Here is a 17,489-nt window from a genome sequence, read left to right on the forward strand (position 1 = left end):
GCTTCGCGCGCGTCCGCGAAGCGGCCGTCGGGGCTTGCGCGCAGCAGCCGCAGCACGATCGGCGCGAGCCCGGGCGGGATCGCCGCTTCCGCTTCGCGATAAGGGCTTTGCGGATTGTAATACGCGCCCCCGCTCAGCAAAAAATAAAGCAGCGCGCCGAGGCCGTACAGATCGGTGTGCGGATCGCTCTGCCGGCCGTCGAACTGCTCCGGCGCGGCAAAGCCTACCGTGCCGAGCAGCACCGTGTCGGCGGCTTGCTCGGCTTTAAAGCTGCGGGCGGTCCCGAAGTCGATCAAGCGCACCCGTCCGTCCGTATCCAGCATCAGGTTGGACGGCTTCAAATCGCGGTGAATGATCGGCTCCGGACGGAGCGAATGCAAATAATCGAGCAGCCCGCAGAGCTGCAGCGCAATTTCCGCCGCTTGTCCCCCGGTCATGCGGCGGCCCAGCCGCTCGAAACGCTGCAGCAGCGTTTCCCCTTCGATATAATCCATGACAAGATACAGAAAACCGTGAGCGTTCGCAGGAACGTAATCGACGATATCCGGCAGATTCGGATGGCTCAAACGGCTCATCGTCTCCGCTTCCTTGAGCAGCACGTGCCGGCGCAGCGCCGCCTCCTGGCCGCTTTCCCCCGCGGACGGGTCGTCGCCGACATACGTCTCCTTCACGGCCCACCGCTTCCCCTTCAGCTTCAAGTCTTCCGCCAGAAACACCCGGCTCATCCCGCCGCTCCCCAGAGGAGCCATAATCCGGTAGCGCCCCGACAGCGTCTGGCCCGGCTGTAAGCCGTAATGCAGCATGGCTTCGTTTCCCCGCCTTTCGTTCGCAGACAACGACAAAAAACCGCCTTACGCATGCAAATAATGCATGACATAAGGCGGTTCTTCCGCACAATGTAATGAGATTGCTTTTAAATTATCATAGTTTTACCAAAATTTCAATAACCGATTTACCCCCATTTATTTAAAATTTGTAAATCTCGAACGGTTCTCCATAATATCTTAACGTCCAATTAACCTTTGGATAACAACCCCGCTTTATAATTAGCTCGTTCAGACCAGTCCCTGAAAGGAGCGTCCGCATGACCTTGCTCGACCGTAACGCAGCGGTTCATCCGGCCCCCGACTTAGCCAAAAGGCAAACTGCGGCAGCCGGGCGGCGAAGCCTGCGCGTAATTCGTTGGAAGGAAGCCTCGCTTGCCTATGCTTTCCTGCTGCCTTCCCTCCTGCTGTTCGGTATTTTTCTGTTCTATCCGCTTGTAAAGTCGGTTTACCTCAGCCTGCATTTGACCGATCCCCGGGGGCGCATCGCCGCTTTTGTCGGCCTTGACAACTTCACCGAGCTGCTGGCCTCCGATAAATTTTATGAAAGCTTGAAAGTCACCTTATCCTTCACGGTTCTTACCGTCCCTGCCGGCATCGCCCTTGCGCTGCTGCTCGCTGCGCTGTCGCAAAGCAAGCTTCGGGGGATGAAAGCCTTCCAATTCGCGTTTTCGCTGCCCGTGGCTATCTCTGTCGGGACCGGCTCGGTCATCTGGATGATGCTGTATCACCCGACGCTGGGCACCCTCAATTATTTCTTGACGCTGCTCGGCGCGGAGCCGGTCCGCTGGCTGACCGATCCGGCCTGGGCGCTCGTTTCGGTCTCGATCATGACCGTATGGATGAACCTCGGCTTCAATTACATCGTCCTGCTCAGCGGCTTGCAGAGCGTGCCTGAGGAAATCTACGACAGCGCGAAAATTGACGGCTCCGGCCCGCTGCGCACCTTTTTCCAACTGACCGTGCCGCTCGTATCTCCCACGCTCTTTTTCGTCGGGATCGTCTCGGTCATTCAAGCGTTCCAATCGTTCGGACAAATTCACATTCTCACCAAAGGCGGCCCGATGAACAGCACGGACGTCATCGTGTTCAATATTTATCAGGATGCGTTCGTGAACTTCCGGTTCGGCATCGGCAGCGCACAGGCGTTGATCCTGTTCGCCATCGTACTGATTCTGACCCTCCTCCAGTACCGTTTTCTGGAAAGGAAGGTGCATTACCAGTGAGCTCCCGCTTGCAAAACGCCTTTGTCTACGCCGTGCTCATCGTTGCCGCGGTGCTGACGCTGTATCCGGTTCTGTATACCGTCTCGGCCTCGTTCATGACCAATGCGGAGTCGGCTTCATTCCCGCCGAAGCTGCTGCCGGGCGGCTTGCATTGGGAGAACTATATTCAAGTGCTCAAGCAGATTCCTGTCGGCCAATTTCTCGCCAACAGCTTCCTCGTCTCCGGCACGATCATGCTGGGGCAGCTCGTTACGGCAAGCTTGGCGGCCTATGCGTTCGCATATATGAGATTTCCCGGCAAAAACTTCCTGTTTGCGCTGTTTCTGTCCACCATGATGATTCCGTGGGAAGTGACGATCATCCCTAACTATTTGACCGTCAAAAGCTGGGGCTGGCTCGACAGCTACCAGGGACTGATCGTGCCTTTTCTGGCCACCGCTTTCGGCACGTTCCTGCTGCGCCAATTTTTCCTGCAGCTCCCCCGCGAATTGTTCGAAGCCGCCAAAATCGACGGCTGCGGCCATCTGCGCAGCTTTGCCCGGCTCGTGCTGCCGCTGGCCAAGCCCGCGCTCGCCACGCTCGGCGTATATTCGTTCCTGAGCCATTGGAACATGTACTTGTGGCCGCTGCTCGTCACTAACGGGCAATCGATGCGCACGGTCCAGATCGGCATCAGCATGCTGCAATTCGAAGAGCTGACCTATTGGAACGTCGTGCTGGCGGGCGTCGTGACGGTGCTGCTGCCGTCGCTTGTTTTGCTGCTGCTCGGTCTGAAGCAGCTCGTCCGCGGGATGACCGCCGGGGCGATCAAAGGGTAAGACATAGCGCGAGGGCCGGCCGAAGCCCTTCTCTTGAGTCTTTGCGCTCTCCAAGAGACGGGCTTCCAAACGCCTCCTCGCTCTATATATAAATAACAACTAAAAGGGAGAGATCAACCGAAATGAAGCATCTGAACAAAAAAAGCACGCTGCTTCTGCTGCTTGCTTTCGTCATGATGTTTATGGCGGCATGCGGAAACGGCAACGGCACGGCGGGAAGCGCCGGGGACAAGCCTGCGGCCGGCGGCGCCGAGAATAAGGAAGCGCCGAAAGCCGGGGAGCCGGTCAAGGTCGTCTGGTGGCATTCGATGAGCGGCGAGTTGGGCAAGGCCGTGGACAAGCTCGTCTCCGATTTCAACGCCTCCCAGAAAAACGTCGTCGTCGAAGCCGTATTCCAAGGCACCTACGACGAAAGCTTGAACAAAATGAAAGCGTCGATGGATTCCACAAGCGGACCGGCGCTCATTCAGGTGTACGAAATCGGCAGCCGCTTCATGATCGATTCCAAAGCCATCACGCCGATCCAAACATTTATCGACGCCGACAAATACGACGTCTCCCAGCTTGAAGAAAACATTTTGAACTATTATACGGTGGGCGGTAAGCTGAATTCGATGCCGTTCAACACGTCCAACCCGATTCTGTATTACAACAAAGATATGTTCAAAGCCGCCGGACTCGATCCGGAAAAGCCGCCCGTCACCTACGAGGAAATCGCCGAAGCAGCCAAGAAGCTGACCAAGGACGGCAAAGCCGGCGCTTCCTTCGCCATCTACGGCTGGTTCATGGAGCAGTTCTTCGCGAACCAAGGCGCCGAGCTGCTGAACAACGGCAACGGCCGCACCAGCCCGGCGACGGAATCGATGCTTGGCAGCGATGCCGGCGTAAAAACGTTAACTTGGTGGAAGCAAATGATCGACGACAAAACGATGCTGAACCTCGGCCGCAAAACCGACGATACGAAAAAAGCGTTCGCCGCCGGCCAAATCGCGATGACGCTCGATTCGACCGCTTCCCTGCGCGGGATCGTCAGCGCGGCGGAAGGCAAGTTCCAAGTCGGCACAGCCTTCCTGCCGAAGCCGAAGGATGCGAAAGAAGGCGGAGTCATCGTGGGCGGCGCGAGCTTGTACATCTTGAACAACCGTTCCGAAGCGGAGCAGAAGGGCGCTTGGGAGTTCATCAAATTCCTTGCCGATCCGAAGCAGCAAGCCTACTGGCATGTCAATACGGGATACTTCCCGATCACGAAAAAAGCGTACGACGAGCAGCTCGTCAAAGATAATCTCGCCAAGTATCCGCAGTTTAAAACAGCCGTCGACCAGCTGCACCAAACGAAAGCGAACAAAGCGACGCAGGGCGCGGTTATGGGCGTGTTCCCGGAAGCCCGCCAGCTGACCGAAGGCGCGATCGAAGAAGTGCTGAACGGCAAAAAGACGCCGAAAGAAGCGCTGGACGGCGCCGCGAAAGAAATCTCGTCCAAGCTTGCGCAGTATAACAAAACGGTAGCAAAATAACGTTTCACCCGGCCGACGGTCTCTCGGAGAGCAGACCGCCGGTCTTTTTAGAATTTTAAATTCCAAAAATGTTGAATTTCAAATCCCAATAATATAGAATGTGTGAGAATCATTTATTCGGAGAGGTGATTGGATTGGACATCATTCAAGCCACGGGACGGAAGCGGGAGACGTATCAAGTGCGGCTTGAATATTCGCTGCTGTGGGAATGCGCGATGGGGATTGCGGCCGTCACGAACACGCCGCTGCTCCATACTCTGGAGAAGCCGGCGGATGAATGGAAGCGGCTCAAAGCCTCGTTGTCCGAAGACATGCTGGGGCACTTGGCGTTTGTAGAGAAGCATAATACCTGGAAGGCTTTGCTTCAGCTGCTCCATCAGGAAGCTTTTGCTTCCCTGTCCGCTTTTCTGGCCTACATCGAGCGTTTGCCCCCGAGGGAACTGAAAAGCATCTGTCTTCCTTACTTGGGGACAGAGCACCAAGACTCGCGCCAGCAGGCGGCTTCCGGCGACAGGAAGGCCGTACAAGAGCTCCAGGAACTGACGAGCGGGAACCCGTTTTTCCCGGCCTATATCGATTTTATATGCAAAACCGATCCGGCAGAGCTGAAGCGTCATCTCGCTGAAGTGATGTCAGGCTGGCACGAGGCGGTGATCGAGCCGGAAGCGGAGCGGCTCCTTGCCGTCTTGACCAGAGACTGCGAAGCGAAGCGAAGCATGCGGCAAAGGATGGCCCCGGAGGAGCTTGTCGAATGGGCCACGGGCGGGGTCGCGTATTCGCCGGAGCCGAGCGTTCATCGGGTGCTGCTCATTCCGCAAATCGTTTACCGGCCGTGGACCATCGAAGCGGATATCGAAGGGACAAAGGTCTTTCATTATCCCGTAGCAAGCGATAGCATCCACCCTGCCGACAAGTACTTGCCCGACGCCTCGCTGGTTCTAAGGCATAAGGCGCTCGGCGACGAAATCCGGCTTCGCATCCTCAAGCTGCTGGCCGAAGAGGACCGGAGCCTGCAAGACCTGACGGACCGGCTGAATATGGGAAAATCGACGATTCATCATCATTTGAAGCTGCTCCGTGCCGCAAGGCTGGTCGACATCCGTGATGCCAAGTATCGCGTCAAAACAAAAGCTATCGATACGCTGGCCCAAGAGCTGGCCGATTATTTACGACAAGACGAATAAGGGTGGACGGAACATGGAAGCATCGGCTGCCGGACGGAGTAACGAGCCTTCGCTGCCGGAATTCAAAAGAAACTATCCCCTCTTCCGCTTCGTAGGAAGCAGCTTTATCTCCTACTGCGGAGATCAAATTCAGCTTATCGCGATTCCTCTGCTCGTTCTGGCGGTTACGGGTTCGCCGGTTAGCATGGGCATCGTTACGGCGCTCGAACGCCTTCCGGTGCTGCTGCAGCCCTTGACCGGCATCTGGTCCGACCGGTTGAACCGCAAAACGCTGCTGCTGCTCTGCGATCTGGGCAGAGGCGTCATTACGGGGCTGATGGGACTTCTGTTCATCATGGATTGGCTGGAAATGTGGCACATGTACATCGGCGCCTTGGCCGCCGGCTTACTCGGTCAAATCTATACGACGGCGCAAATCGCCTCCGTGCCGAATCTCGTCCGAACAAGCGATTTGCAGACGGTGAACGCGGTCAATTCGGGGTTTGCGAACTTGGCCGTGCTCGCAGCGCCCGGTCTGGGAGGCATGGTGATCGGCTTATACAATCCCGGATATGCGGTACTCGTCAACAGCGCCACTTTTTTCATCTCGTTTCTGACGGTTCTCAGCCTTCCTATCCGGCATACGGCTGCGGGTTCCCGGACGGCAAACGGAGTGTATGCGGATTTAAAAGAAGGCTTTCAGTTTGTCGTGCGGACAAAGGCGATTTTATTCACGAACCTGGCGATGCTCGTATCCGTCTTCGGAACGACCCTCTTCCTGACGATAATGGTATTTCATCTCAAAGAAACGATTCAACTGCCTGTCGGCGACATCGGCTGGCTGTTGTCAGCGGGAGGACTGGGGGCGGTCGGGGGAGCGCTGGTGACGGCCGTGCTGCGAAAACGTTTCTCTTACCGGACCATTTTATTCGCCGCTTCCTGTGTGGGCGGATTATCCGTCATCGTCTTCAGTCAGTCGCAGACTTACGCCGTGCTGCTGCTCTCGAATGCGGCCGGGACGATCGCCGCGTCCGCCATGAATCCGTGCATCGTGACGATCCGGCAAACGCTGACGCCCGACCGGCTGTTGGGACGCGTTCAGGCGACGAGCCGGTTTATGACGTGGACGCTGATGCCGGCAGCCGCTTTTTTGGCCGGTCTGCTGGCCGAACGGCTCGGGACGCACGGTACCATTTTGCTCGGCGGCTTGCTTTCTACCGCCGGTTCGCTGCTGTATCTGCATCCTTCGCTAAAGGAGAAGCAAAAGACCTCCGCCCGTTAAGGGCGAAGGCCGGAAATCATTAGTGCGGTATGAAGCGTGTGCGGTGCTCTTGTTGTCCGTTTTACGGATTCAGACCGTTTTTCACGATCGTTTGCAGCGTTTTGTTGCGGTCCTGCGTCACTTCCCACGTCATGGCGCCGGCAAGGCCTTTGGACTTGATGTAATTGACCTTATGCTGAATCGATTCGGCGTCGTCGTACGAGATGAAGATGCCGCCGTTCGGCTGATACAGGAAAGGCGTTTTGGTTACGTTGTTCCAGTAGCGCGTGTAGCCGTTTTTGTTGATGTAGTTGGCTTCCAGATCGTAGAAGTCGAACGATCCGTTCTCCCACGTGCCTTTCTGGGATACGCCGGCGCACTGCTGATACTGGCCGTTATTCGCCGAGGCGCAGCCCTGCCAGCCCTTGCCGTAGTACGGGATACCGAGCACCAGCTTGGAAGCGGGCACGCCGGCGTTCAAATGATTATCGACCGCCTTGTCGACGTTGAAGTTGACCGGATCTTCGCTGTTATCCGCCGGGTCGAAATACAGCGGAGCGTTGTGTCCGGATTTGGATTCCCAGCCGCCGTGGAAATCGTATGTCATGATATTGATCCAGTCGAGAATTTGTGCGATCTTGGACAGCTCCGTATTGTTCACGTAATTCGGGCCTGCGCCGGAAGCAATCGTAAGCAGGTACTGCTTGCCGTCGGCCGCGCCGGCGGCATTCAGCTCGTTCCGGACCGCCTGCAGCAGCAGCGTGAAGTTTTGCTTATCCTCCGGACGCTTGCTGTTGCCCGCCAGACCGCCGCTGACCGGGTATTCCCAGTCGAGATCGACGCCGTCAAACTGGTATTTGCGGATGAAGTCGACCGCCGATTTGGCAAAATTGGACCGTGTCACCGGATCGGCCGCCACGTCCGAGAACCGGTTGGACCAGCTCCAGCCGCCCACGGAAATGAGCGTCTTCAAGTGCGGGTTCGCCTGCTTCAGCTTGATCAGCTGATTGAAGCTGCCCTTGATCGGCTGATCCCATGTATCTCCCGGATACGACATGCCGGTATCGGCCCAAGTATCGCCTTGAACGATGGAACCGTTCGGTACGTTGATATTGCCCTTTTCATCGGCGCAAGCCCAGGTTTGCGGGTTCGGTCCCGTCGGGTCCGGGTTGCCGTGTCTGCCGTTCCAGCAAATGTCCGCAAAGGCGTAATTGATATGAGTGATCTTCGAGGCGTCGATTTCCGGCACCTTGAAGTTGCGTCCATAAACCGCCCAAGCCGGGTAGTACGTTACGATCTTCTTACCGCCGCCGCCACCCGTATCGGATGTCTTAACCGTGACGGCATTGCTTGCTGCGGATACGTTGCCGGCAGCGTCTTTGGCTTTCACCGTAAACGTATACGACGTCGAAGCGGTCAGGCCGGTTACGGTAAACGAGGTCGCAGCCGTCGTCCCGGCCAATACGCCGCCCCGGTACACGTCGTATCCCGTTACGCCGACGTTATCGGTCGACGCCGTCCAGGATAGCGTCACACTGGTCGATGTTACATTGGAAGCGCTAACACCTGTCGGCGCTGTTGGAGGCGTTGTATCGTTCGACGTTCCGCTCGTCGTCACGGTGACAGCATTGCTTGCAGCGGATACGTTGCCGGCAGCGTCCTTGGCTTTCACCGTAAACGTGTACGAGGTCGACGGCGACAGGCCGCTCACGGTATACGAAGTTGTGGTAACGCTTCCAACAAGCGTCCCGCCTTGGTATACTTCATATCCCGTAACGCCGACGTTATCGGCCGATGCGCCCCAGGATAAGCTGACGGTGGTCGATGTTTTGCCCGCAACGCTCAAATTGGCCGGTGCGGTAGGAGGCTGGGTATCCGTCCCTCCGCCGCTATGCAGCTTCCACAGGGCGGGAACGTTCGGCGGCTCCCATCCGACGAGCGAGGTATGGGGTTGAAGACATTGATAGTCCGAGCCTCCGTAGGTGACAATATCGCCGACTTTGTACGAGGTGTTCGGCGCCCAAGCGGCAGCGGCGAAGGCAGCCGCCGGCAGCAGGGAGGCAAGCAGCACGACGACCAGCAGCAGCGCCCAAGTTTTTCGTTTCATCATTAACTACAACAGCTCCTTTGTTTACGTTTTACTTTCCGGCATACCATCCTTTACGATCCGGCTGACATCATCGTCGGTAATCGGCAGGTATCCCTCCTCTCATCTTTCTAGCTTCCATTATCAGGGATTGCCCCCACGTTGTAACGGATAATTTCCTCCAGAAAGAGGGGTAAATTTCTACAAGATCGCTGTGAATACCCGGGTAACCGGCAGAGCCGTCCTTGTCTTATAAGGACAAGCATGTTTATCGGGGGCCGATGCCAGCAAAAAAAGCTTGGATACGCCCGCCAAGCGAAGCACATCCAAGCTGTAAGCCGCTCCTTTTTAGTTGTCCGCCAGACCGTTTTCCAGCGGCAGCCAATTCAGCACGCTTTGAATTTTGCGGTCCCAATAGTCCCAATCATGCGCCCCGGGCTCCTCCTCGTAAGTAAGCGCTAATCCGAGCTCCCGGCAGTAGTCGCGGAAACGGACGTTATCCTCGTACAAGAAATCTTCCGTGCCGCAGCATTGATACAGCTTCGGCTGCTTGGCTGCCGAACGCGCCAATCCGGACGCCAGCGCGAACAATTCGTTATCGCTGCCGCGCAGGCTGTCCGCCGACCCGAATATCGCAGCCGTTTCCTCCCGGGACAGCCGTTTCCGCGCCAGCGCTTCGATATCCGTCACGCCGGATAAACTGGCGGCGGCCCCAAACCGCTCGGGATGACGGAACGCCAGCTTCAGCGCGCCGTATCCGCCCATCGACAGACCGGCAACGAAGGTGCGTTCCCTCTCCTCCGCCAGCGGGAAGAAGGATCTCGCAAGCGCGGGCAGCTCTTCGCTGACGAACGTCCAATACTTCGGACCGCTCGCCATGTCGGCGTAAAAGCTGCGGTTCACGGCCGGCATGACCACCGCGAGTCCGAGCGGGGCCGCGTAGCGTTCGATCGATGTCCGGCGCAGCCAGATCGTATGATCGTCCGAGAGGCCGTGCAGCAAAAACAGCACCGGATGCTTGCTTCCCGTACTGCGGTTGTTTAAGCCGATTTGTCCCACTGTCGTCTGAGGCAATAAGACGTACATCGACGTGGACAGGCCGAGCGACTCGGAGAAAAAATGACAATCGATAAAAGCCATGTAAAGTTACCTCCCTGTTGTAGCGGAACATATCCCGTAATTTTCCCAAACCCAGTATACCGCTACGGACATAACCCTGCCAACGAAAATTGCCTTTTGAAGCGGGAGAAGCGGGATGCGCCGCTGCGCGCAAAAAAAGCCCGGCTCATCCGAGCCCGGCATCCATTCGCTTTAGTGCATGCGTCTCCGCTTGCGGACCGCTGTCCTTCTGCCTTGCTTTCCTCCGAACGACCTGTTCCTTGCCGCCTTCGCCGCTTCGCTCAGCCTCAATTGCTGCTGCTCCGCCGCCGCATTCGCCTCGGCAATCAGGTTAGCCGCCTGCTTCAGCATCGGGGATATCTGCTTCGCCGACCGGTAGATCGAATTGATTTTGTCGAAAGCGGTCAAAATTTCATCCAGGCTTTCGTTGACGCTGCGGAATACCGTGGGCAGCTTGCTCACCCGCGCTCTCCCCTCTCGTTAATTGTTCCTCTTTCTTCTATTGTATGGGAGAGGCGCCCGGAAGGTTTAGGCGGGTGACCCGGGCGCGCCAAGCGCCTTTAAAATAAAATGCAGCGTGTGCTCCGCCGTCTCGTCCGCAAGAAGATCCTGCGGCGACAGCAGCGGCCGGATACAGCCGATTTGCTTGTGGGCCAACGTCGCCCCCATGACGAACAGCAGCGCTTGATCCAACGATTCGTAATGAAACAAGCCTTCCTTCCGCCCTTGTTCCAGCATATTGCGGGCCTTGCTCCAAACGGGAGAGACGAAGGAGATTACCACTTCCGCACGCGGCGTATTCATGACCATTTCTTGTTGAATAATCGTGCTCAGCTCCCGGTCGACGAGGCTGAAGCGGATAATTTCCCGGACAATGAGGCTGAGCCCCTGAACCGGGTGAGCGAAATAAGCGTCGTGTTCGGATAGCTGCCGGCCCGGAAAAAAATGCTCGAAAATGGCATGGAGCACTTTTTCCTTGCCGCCGAAATAATACGAGACCAAGGCGACGTTCGCGCCCGCCTCCTCGCAGATTTGCCGGACGCTCGTCCCTTCGAAGCCTTGCCGGGCAAACAGCTTTTTGGCAGCGTATAAAATGCGCATTTTCATATCCGGTTCCGTCTGGGTCAACTGATGCGTCCCCTTCCGTTTTGACTGTAGGTTTCCTTATTGTACCACAAAACCGGAAGACGAGCGGATCGCGCCCAAGCTTCCGGAAGCTACGCGGTTTCCAAACTAGGCGTTAACGGCCGCCGCCCCCTTCGGCTGCACAGCGGCACGTCCTTCCCTGCGAAGCCCGGTGGCCGCCAAGCCGACAACGAGGCAGCCGAGCATGATGGCGACGAGCGCCCCCGCATCGGCCGATACGGACGGACCGCCGAACAGCAGGTTCATGCCGCCTTCCACCGCATAGGTCGCGGGCAAATATTCGCTAAACGTATGATAGAAGCCCCCGAGCAGTTCCCTCGGCACCATGGCCCCCGACGACACCAGTTGAATCGACAGCATCGCAATATTGAAGAGCATGCCGGCCATTCCGAAGACGATAAGAAACATTTGCGAGAAGAACATGAACGTCATCAGGAACAACGCTTGGAACAGCCACAGCGATACGAAACCGGCAGCCGTCTGACCGCCCATCGCCATAACCAATGACGAGCCGATCAGCGCGATGACTACGGCGGATACGATATTGATGATCACCCGGGCGCCGAACTTGGTCCATCGGGAGAAGCTCGGGCCGAGCATAGCGGTCGCCTGCTGTACGTTCATCCCCATAATCATCGCGCCGACGAAGGAAGCGAGCACCATCATCATCGGTACCATTTGATTGTGCATGCCTACAACCGGGTTGATCGACTCGATGTTGGGCTGCACCTTATCGGATATCCCTTGCGCCATGCTTTGCGCTTGAGCCGCGGGCATGTTCGCTTGAACCAGCACAGCCTGCATGCCCATCGCCGCCGCTTCCTTGCCGACCGTAGCGGTTACTCCGTTCGCCGCGCCCTGCATAATGCTTTTGATCAACGCGGGATTGGATTCGTTGATGAAATAATCGATCTGTGCCTTCTGGCCTTGCGCCTGCAGCTGCTTGGAGAAATCGGCCGGAAGATGAAGCACCATCTGTACCTCCCGGTTATTCAGCTTCTCTTGAGCCCGGCTCAGCGACGGCTCGCTTATCATGCGAAACGGAAGAGACGCTACAAGCTGCTCCTCCACCCGCTTGCCGACACCCTGATCCTCGTTAACGACGGCGATTTTGAGCTGCTTGACGTTCTCGTTCACTCCTTGATAACCGGACATCCAAACGAGGCTGAAAATAATTTGGAACATCATCGCCGTAACGATCCCGATTATCGTCGCAGGCTTTTTTAGATACGCGCGCAAAGCTTGAAGCATCATGTGGTCTCTCCTCTTGTTATGTACTTTTAATTAAACATTTATTTAAATTAAACGTTTGTTTAAAACAATATCATGTCAAATTTCGTCCTGTCAACCCTTTTTCCACCCTCGCAAGGCTCCCTGCACACTTTGCGGGATGGGACGGTTTCGCCGTTTGCGATCAAACCGTCGTAACGCGCGGCGAAATCAACGAGCTATGCTCGGATCGGAGAACGACCGGGCGTTACCGCAGGGAGCCTTGGCATAGCGGCGGTGGAGCCGGCAGGAACCTACCGTGCATGACCGCCTGCGCTACGCGTCAGCAATGGTGACGGTGCTTGCTGCGCAGGATGATGACCAACAATATAAACAGAACGAGGATGATGCCTGTCGATGTCCCGCACCCGTACCAAGGATAAAAGCGGCGTCTTTTCTTCCTCTTCTTCGGGCAATAAATATTGACCGTCTCATAAGTGGTATGAATGTTCGACGTCGGATATACCGGCTGCGGCGGCGCCGCGAGAGGGGCGAAGGAAGTCGGCATCGGCGGAATGTTCGGCATCGGCGCTATATTCGGCGATGGCGGCATAGCCGAGAAGGGGGCAATATTCGGCGTCGGCGGGAAAGAGAGCGGCGATACGGACGGGGAAGGCGGAAAATTCGACGATAATGGCGAGAGCATGCTCTGTTTAGGGAGATTCGGTTGAAACTTTTCCATACAGATGAACACCTCCGTGAAATTTACCCAAATCGCAAAGCCGGCAGCAGCGCCGAACCTGCGACTTGCAGTCGCTCGGACTGGTTACGTGTTCCTATCGAACACACCATCAGTCTATGGTGTAGCACCCATAAGGAACACGGTATTCACCTAGCCTCGCAAAAATAGACGCTTGCCCCGACCGCAGCCATCCGCATTACATCCCCCTCTCATGTTTTACCGCAGCGCAAAACGGCCGCCGGAAACCGGCGGCCGCTTGGCTGGGATGAGTCTCGCTTAAACGTAAGGGTTGTGCTCGCGCTCGTAGCCGATCGTCGTCCGGCTTCCGTGCCCCGGGTAGACGATGGTCTCGTCCGGCAGCTTGAACAGCTTGTCATGAATCGAGTCCAGCAGCTCCTGCTGATCGCCGCCGGGAAGATCGGTGCGTCCCACCGACAGCCGGAACAGCACGTCGCCGCCGAACAGATGGTTTCCGTAAACCAAGCTGACGCTTCCCGGGGAATGGCCCGGCGTATGAAGCACTTGGAAGACGATTCCGAGCAGCTTAAGCTCCTGCCCATCGTCCAGCGCATACTCCGCCGGGTCGGTCGTGATCGCCCCGCCCAGCTCCGGCCACATCGTAGAGCCGTTGCGCTTCGGGTTCGTCAGCCATTCCGCTTCCGCATCGTGCAGGTAAACGGGACAGCCCTTCAGACGCCGCACGGCGTCCACGCCTCCGATATGATCGAAATGAGCGTGCGTCAGGACGATCGCTTCGATCTCCATGTGTTCGATCCGCTTGAGCAGCGGCTGCGGATCCATCCCGGGATCAATGACAAAGCCGCGGTTCCCTTCAGGCAGGGAGACCAGATAGGCGTTTGTTTGCAGCGGCCCGAGCGGGAAGGTTTCGATTTTGATTTGCTTCGTTTCCATACGGTGGACGAGGCTCCTTTACTCGAATGTCGGACTAGAATGAGGATAGCAGCTCGCGCAGTTCTTTCACGATGACCGTCTGGTAGCCGGTTCCTTCGCCGTACTGCTTGACCATTTCCTGGCGGGCGATCTGGATTTTGTCGTTATAATCCGGCGCTTCGCGGTCCGGGTTTTCCTGCTTGAACTTCGTCATGACCGCCTGCACGTGCGCCGGACGCGGCCCCCAGTGGCCGAGGACGAAACCGCTGAAGTCGGTAAAGATCACGATCGGAATCGCTTCTCCGCCGCCGGTCAAAAACTGCGCCATTACGTCCGGATGCTCTTCCTTGATCAGCACCTCCGTCGGGATGCCGGAAATTTCGAGCGCGCGGAACACGGCCGGAACGTTGCGCACCACGTCGCCGCACCAATCCGCGGCAAGGATCAGGCAGCGAAGATCGTCGCGGTTATTAAGCGATTCGAAAAACTGCTTGTCCTCTTCGTTTTCCCATACGAACAGATCGTACCACTCTTTGAATTTTTCCTGATTTTTCGTCATGCCGTCCATAAATTGCTGCGGGGACAGGCCTTGTCGCAGCTTTGCGCTTAAGTTTTTGCTCATCAGGTTTCTCCTCCTTCGAAATGATCAAACTATGGTTCATTGTACCAAAAAAAAGAGTCCGCTCCAATCAAAAGGAGACGGACCGGACACGCTATTTGCTGTTGTCTTTGATCAGCTTTTCGATGGATGCCACCTCGGCGGCGCTTAACGTCCGCTTCGGCTTATAGGTCTTGATGTGATGGACGAGGCGATCCAGCTTGAGCGTTGCAAAAGCGGGGCTCGTCCCGACGAGACGGCAGTTCGGATGCGTGAAACATACGATGCCGACCAAGTCCGCCTGAATCCGGTGCTGCTTGAACAGCTCCTTCAGCACGTACTCGTGCCGGTACAGCTGCGCCGTCGGATCCTGGCTGTGCGGCTCGTCCTGCTTTCCGCGGTCCGACCGCGTTTTGACGCGTTCGACCCCCTGGCCGTTAAAATGGATGTCCCCCGACCAATGCTTCGAGTCAATATGAAACACGCCGTTAGGCCCGACCACGATATGGTCGAATTCCTGCGTGCCGCCGCCCGCATGTACGCGGCGCCCGTGCAGGACGCGGTACTCTCCGCCGATATATTTGAGCTGATGGGCCGTGCTTTTTTCGCCTTCCACGCCGTAGCCGTTGTTCGTGTCGGCGCGGTGACCCTTTTTGCCGGACTTCTTGCGGGTCAGCACCTTCCACAGCACATACAGCACCGTAATGACCGCAACGGCGATCAGAGCAGGCTTCGTGTAAGGAGCGGCCACTTCGTCAATCTGCTCCCAGTTGTCCCCAAGCGCCCGTCCAAGGTAAACGAACAAAATCGCCCAAGGAATCGTGCCGAGAAGCGTGTAGAACAAGAACTTCCACATAGGCATCCGCGCCATGCCCGCCGGGATGGAAATCGCCTGCCGCAGCACGGGCACAAACCGGGCCAAAAACACCATGCCGGGACCGTACCGGTTGAACCAGCCCTCCGCAATATCCAGATGCTTGCTCTTCAGATGGAGAAACTTGCCGAATTTGTTCAAGGCCGGCCTGCCGCCGTAACGCCCGATCCAATACAAGATCACTTGTTGAAACATGCAGCCGATCGTGCCGAACACGATCGCGCCGAGCATGGATACTTCGCCGCGGGAAACCAGGTATCCTCCGTAAGCGAGGACGATTTCGCTCGGAATCACTTCAAGCATCAAGCCCAGCAAAATCCCCCATACGCCCAGCCCTTCGATAAACAGAAGCGCCGATTGAATCAAGTCATGCAGCATTGCTCAGCCCTCTTCCTCTCCGAATACGTATTTGTCCGTTCTCTCTCAACCATTCCTATTCTATCATAACCTCTTTCATGCCGCACCCCAGCAAATATCGGTGCAGCAGCTGCGCTGCCCGGCCGGCCTCGCGCTGCTTATGGCGGATTAAGCCGTGGCAGATCGGCTGCCTGCCGAGCGGCACGCACTCCGCCAGCACGCCGGCCGCCAGCTCGGCCGCTACGGCGGAACGCGGCACGAGCGCAAGCGCCCAACCGCTGCCGGCGGCGCGCTTGATCATGTCCATCGAGGCGAATTCCGCCCGCCCGGCCGGAGCCGTGCGCTGCGCGGCAAGCTGAGCCTCGGCGGCATGCGAGTACATGCAGCGTTCGCCGAAGCCGGCGATGCGCATCCGGCGGACCGCGCTCCAGCCCTCGCGGCCGACAGCCTCCGCCTCGCGCGGCTCGGCGATCCACAGCAGCTCGTCTTCAAGCAGCGGATCGAACGCGAGATCCGCGGCGCAGGGGTCTGCGGGAACAAGCCCCATATCGGCCTGCCGCGAACGGACGGCTTCCAGCGTCTCCGCTTGAAAACCGGCTTCAATCTGCACTTCGATGTCCGGATAAGCCTCCATGAACGACCGGAGCGGTCCCCACAGCGCAGCCGCAGCGAACGATTCCAGCACCCGCAGCCTTACGATTCCCCGGGGAGCGCCCTCCTCGTTCATTTGTTCCTCCAGCTCGCGGCCGAGCTGCACAAACCGGCGCGCGTAAATCTCCAGCTTGCGGCCAGCTCCGGTAAGCTCCACGCCCCGGGGAAGCCGGTCGAACAGCTTTTGACCGGCCGCTTCCTCCAGCTGACGCATCTGCGAGGTTACCGTGGACTGCACATACCCGAGCCGCTCGGCGGCTTTGCTGAAGCTTTTCTCTTCCAGCACGGCAAGGAACGTCACCAAAAAACGGCCTTCCAATTTCTCGATCATACGTTATACGAACTCCTTTTTCCCAAGGTTTCATGGACGGACGAAAAAATGCAGTAGATATCGACAAATCAAATGAATAGCATCGACAACATTCGTTTCACAAATGGATTATTTTCATGCTAGCATAACATTAATCATTTCGTCCAGAACGATTGATAAAGGAGAATGTCCCATGAATAAAGCCTCAACAACGCCGTCGGCGCTGCAAAAAGGAATCGCCTACGGGCTGCAGGGAGCCGGAGCGTTCCTTGCCGTGCTTGCCGCTCTGCTGCTCGGGCAATGGAGCGACATTGTCCTCCTGATGGCCCCCTTCGGCGCTTCATGCGTGCTTGCTTTTGCGGTCCCCGACAGTCCGCTTGCCCAGCCGCGCAGCATCGTCGGCGGCCATCTGCTCAGCACCGCCATCGGGCTCGCCCTGCTGCATACGGCAGGCTTTCACGCCTGGTCCGCCGCGCTGGCCCTGGGGCTGTCCATCATGTTGATGCAGTGGACGCGTACGCTGCATCCGCCTGCCGGCGCCGATCCGATCCTCGTCATGACGGCCGGTTCCGCCTGGAGCTTCTTATGGAGTCCGGTGCTGCTCGGCTCCCTGCTTATCGTGGCCGTCGCCTGGGGCTACCACCGGGCATGCCGCCGCACATATCCGCAGCGCTGGCTGTAAATCCGCCGCAGCGACAAA

At 57.4% G+C, this 17,489-nt stretch carries 17 protein-coding genes and 1 pseudogene; 7 read left to right on the forward strand and 11 right to left on the reverse strand.

Annotation, left to right across the window (positions count from 1 at the left end; all coding sequences use genetic code 11):
- The coding region (locus tag PEH01S_RS31570) for a serine/threonine-protein kinase (protein ID WP_246063123.1) at positions 1-836 on the reverse strand (836 nt) is incomplete at its 3' end.
- 248 nt (positions 837-1,084) lie between these two features.
- Here PEH01S_RS31570 and PEH01S_RS31575 point away from each other — a divergent pair.
- The 5 genes from PEH01S_RS31575 to PEH01S_RS31595 all read left to right on the forward strand — a co-directional run bounded on the left by PEH01S_RS31575 (position 1,085) and on the right by PEH01S_RS31595 (position 6,827).
- Positions 1,085-2,050 (forward strand): carbohydrate ABC transporter permease, encoded by a 966-nt coding sequence (locus tag PEH01S_RS31575; RefSeq protein WP_127490165.1) that lies wholly within the window; start codon positions 1,085-1,087, stop codon positions 2,048-2,050.
- On the forward strand, positions 2,047-2,868 hold the full coding sequence (locus PEH01S_RS31580) for a carbohydrate ABC transporter permease (RefSeq protein WP_025849609.1): 822 nt from the start codon (positions 2,047-2,049) through the stop codon (positions 2,866-2,868). The genes PEH01S_RS31575 and PEH01S_RS31580 overlap by 4 nt, the downstream gene beginning before the upstream one ends.
- Before the next feature lie 122 nt (positions 2,869-2,990).
- Positions 2,991-4,382, forward strand: a complete 1,392-nt coding sequence (locus tag PEH01S_RS31585) for an ABC transporter substrate-binding protein (RefSeq protein WP_127490166.1) — start codon at positions 2,991-2,993, stop codon at positions 4,380-4,382.
- A 134-nt stretch (positions 4,383-4,516) separates the two neighbouring features.
- Complete coding sequence (locus PEH01S_RS31590; RefSeq protein ID WP_127490167.1) at positions 4,517-5,566, forward strand: ArsR/SmtB family transcription factor; 1,050 nt, start codon at positions 4,517-4,519, stop codon at positions 5,564-5,566.
- A 13-nt stretch (positions 5,567-5,579) separates the two neighbouring features.
- A complete protein-coding gene (locus PEH01S_RS31595) occupies positions 5,580-6,827 on the forward strand; it encodes an MFS transporter (protein WP_025849606.1) in 1,248 nt (415 codons plus the stop codon).
- Between the two features lie 61 nt (positions 6,828-6,888).
- On the opposite strand, the gene PEH01S_RS31600 is transcribed toward PEH01S_RS31595, so the two are convergent.
- The 5 genes from PEH01S_RS31600 to PEH01S_RS31620 all read right to left on the reverse strand — a co-directional run bounded on the left by PEH01S_RS31600 (position 6,889) and on the right by PEH01S_RS31620 (position 12,411).
- Positions 6,889-8,916 carry a glycosyl hydrolase family 18 protein gene (locus tag PEH01S_RS31600; protein WP_127490168.1) on the reverse strand — a complete coding sequence of 676 codons (2,028 nt, stop codon included), beginning with the start codon at positions 8,914-8,916 and terminating at the stop codon, positions 6,889-6,891.
- A gap of 324 nt (positions 8,917-9,240) precedes the next feature.
- Positions 9,241-10,032, reverse strand: coding sequence for an alpha/beta hydrolase (locus PEH01S_RS31605; RefSeq protein ID WP_025849604.1), 792 nt, complete (start codon positions 10,030-10,032; stop codon positions 9,241-9,243).
- 171 nt (positions 10,033-10,203) lie between these two features.
- Positions 10,204-10,473 carry a hypothetical protein gene (locus tag PEH01S_RS31610; RefSeq protein ID WP_025849603.1) on the reverse strand — a complete coding sequence of 90 codons (270 nt, stop codon included), beginning with the start codon at positions 10,471-10,473 and terminating at the stop codon, positions 10,204-10,206.
- Positions 10,474-10,539: 66 nt separating this feature from the next.
- Positions 10,540-11,139, reverse strand: a complete 600-nt coding sequence (locus PEH01S_RS31615) for a TetR family transcriptional regulator (RefSeq protein ID WP_025849602.1) — start codon at positions 11,137-11,139, stop codon at positions 10,540-10,542.
- Positions 11,140-11,244: 105 nt separating this feature from the next.
- Positions 11,245-12,411, reverse strand: a complete 1,167-nt coding sequence (locus PEH01S_RS31620) for a YhgE/Pip domain-containing protein (RefSeq protein WP_307720142.1) — start codon at positions 12,409-12,411, stop codon at positions 11,245-11,247.
- A 461-nt stretch (positions 12,412-12,872) separates the two neighbouring features.
- Here PEH01S_RS31620 and PEH01S_RS34910 point away from each other — a divergent pair, with 461 nt between their 5' ends.
- Positions 12,873-13,097, forward strand: a complete 225-nt coding sequence (locus tag PEH01S_RS34910; RefSeq protein ID WP_025849600.1) for a hypothetical protein — start codon at positions 12,873-12,875, stop codon at positions 13,095-13,097.
- Between the two features lie 287 nt (positions 13,098-13,384).
- Here the strand turns inward: PEH01S_RS34910 and PEH01S_RS31630 are convergent, their stop codons facing one another.
- The 5 genes and pseudogenes from PEH01S_RS31630 to PEH01S_RS31645 all read right to left on the reverse strand — a co-directional run bounded on the left by PEH01S_RS31630 (position 13,385) and on the right by PEH01S_RS31645 (position 16,810).
- Positions 13,385-14,020, reverse strand: a complete 636-nt coding sequence (locus PEH01S_RS31630; RefSeq protein WP_036713885.1) for an MBL fold metallo-hydrolase — start codon at positions 14,018-14,020, stop codon at positions 13,385-13,387.
- A gap of 34 nt (positions 14,021-14,054) precedes the next feature.
- Entirely contained in the window at positions 14,055-14,621 is a 567-nt protein-coding gene (locus PEH01S_RS31635) for a thioredoxin family protein (RefSeq protein WP_025849598.1), read from the reverse strand.
- A 91-nt stretch (positions 14,622-14,712) separates the two neighbouring features.
- On the reverse strand, positions 14,713-15,276 hold the full coding sequence (locus PEH01S_RS35630; protein ID WP_246063124.1) for a nuclease-related domain-containing protein: 564 nt from the start codon (positions 15,274-15,276) through the stop codon (positions 14,713-14,715).
- A pseudogene (locus tag PEH01S_RS35635) lies at positions 15,253-15,849 on the reverse strand (DedA family protein); the annotation flags it as partial. The pseudogene PEH01S_RS35635 and the gene PEH01S_RS35630, both read right to left, overlap by 24 nt.
- Before the next feature lie 55 nt (positions 15,850-15,904).
- The gene (locus tag PEH01S_RS31645; protein ID WP_025849596.1) at positions 15,905-16,810 is read right to left on the reverse strand and encodes a LysR family transcriptional regulator; all 906 of its coding nucleotides are present in this window, start codon (positions 16,808-16,810) and stop codon (positions 15,905-15,907) included.
- 172 nt (positions 16,811-16,982) lie between these two features.
- Between PEH01S_RS31645 and PEH01S_RS31650 the strand changes: the two genes are divergently transcribed.
- A complete protein-coding gene (locus tag PEH01S_RS31650; RefSeq protein ID WP_025849595.1) occupies positions 16,983-17,471 on the forward strand; it encodes an HPP family protein in 489 nt (162 codons plus the stop codon).
- Positions 17,472-17,489 lie beyond the last annotated feature (18 nt).

It is taken from the genome of Paenibacillus ehimensis NBRC 15659, from assembly GCF_004000785.1.
In the GTDB taxonomy this organism is placed as follows: Bacteria; Bacillota; Bacilli; order Paenibacillales; family NBRC-103111; genus Paenibacillus_G; species Paenibacillus_G ehimensis.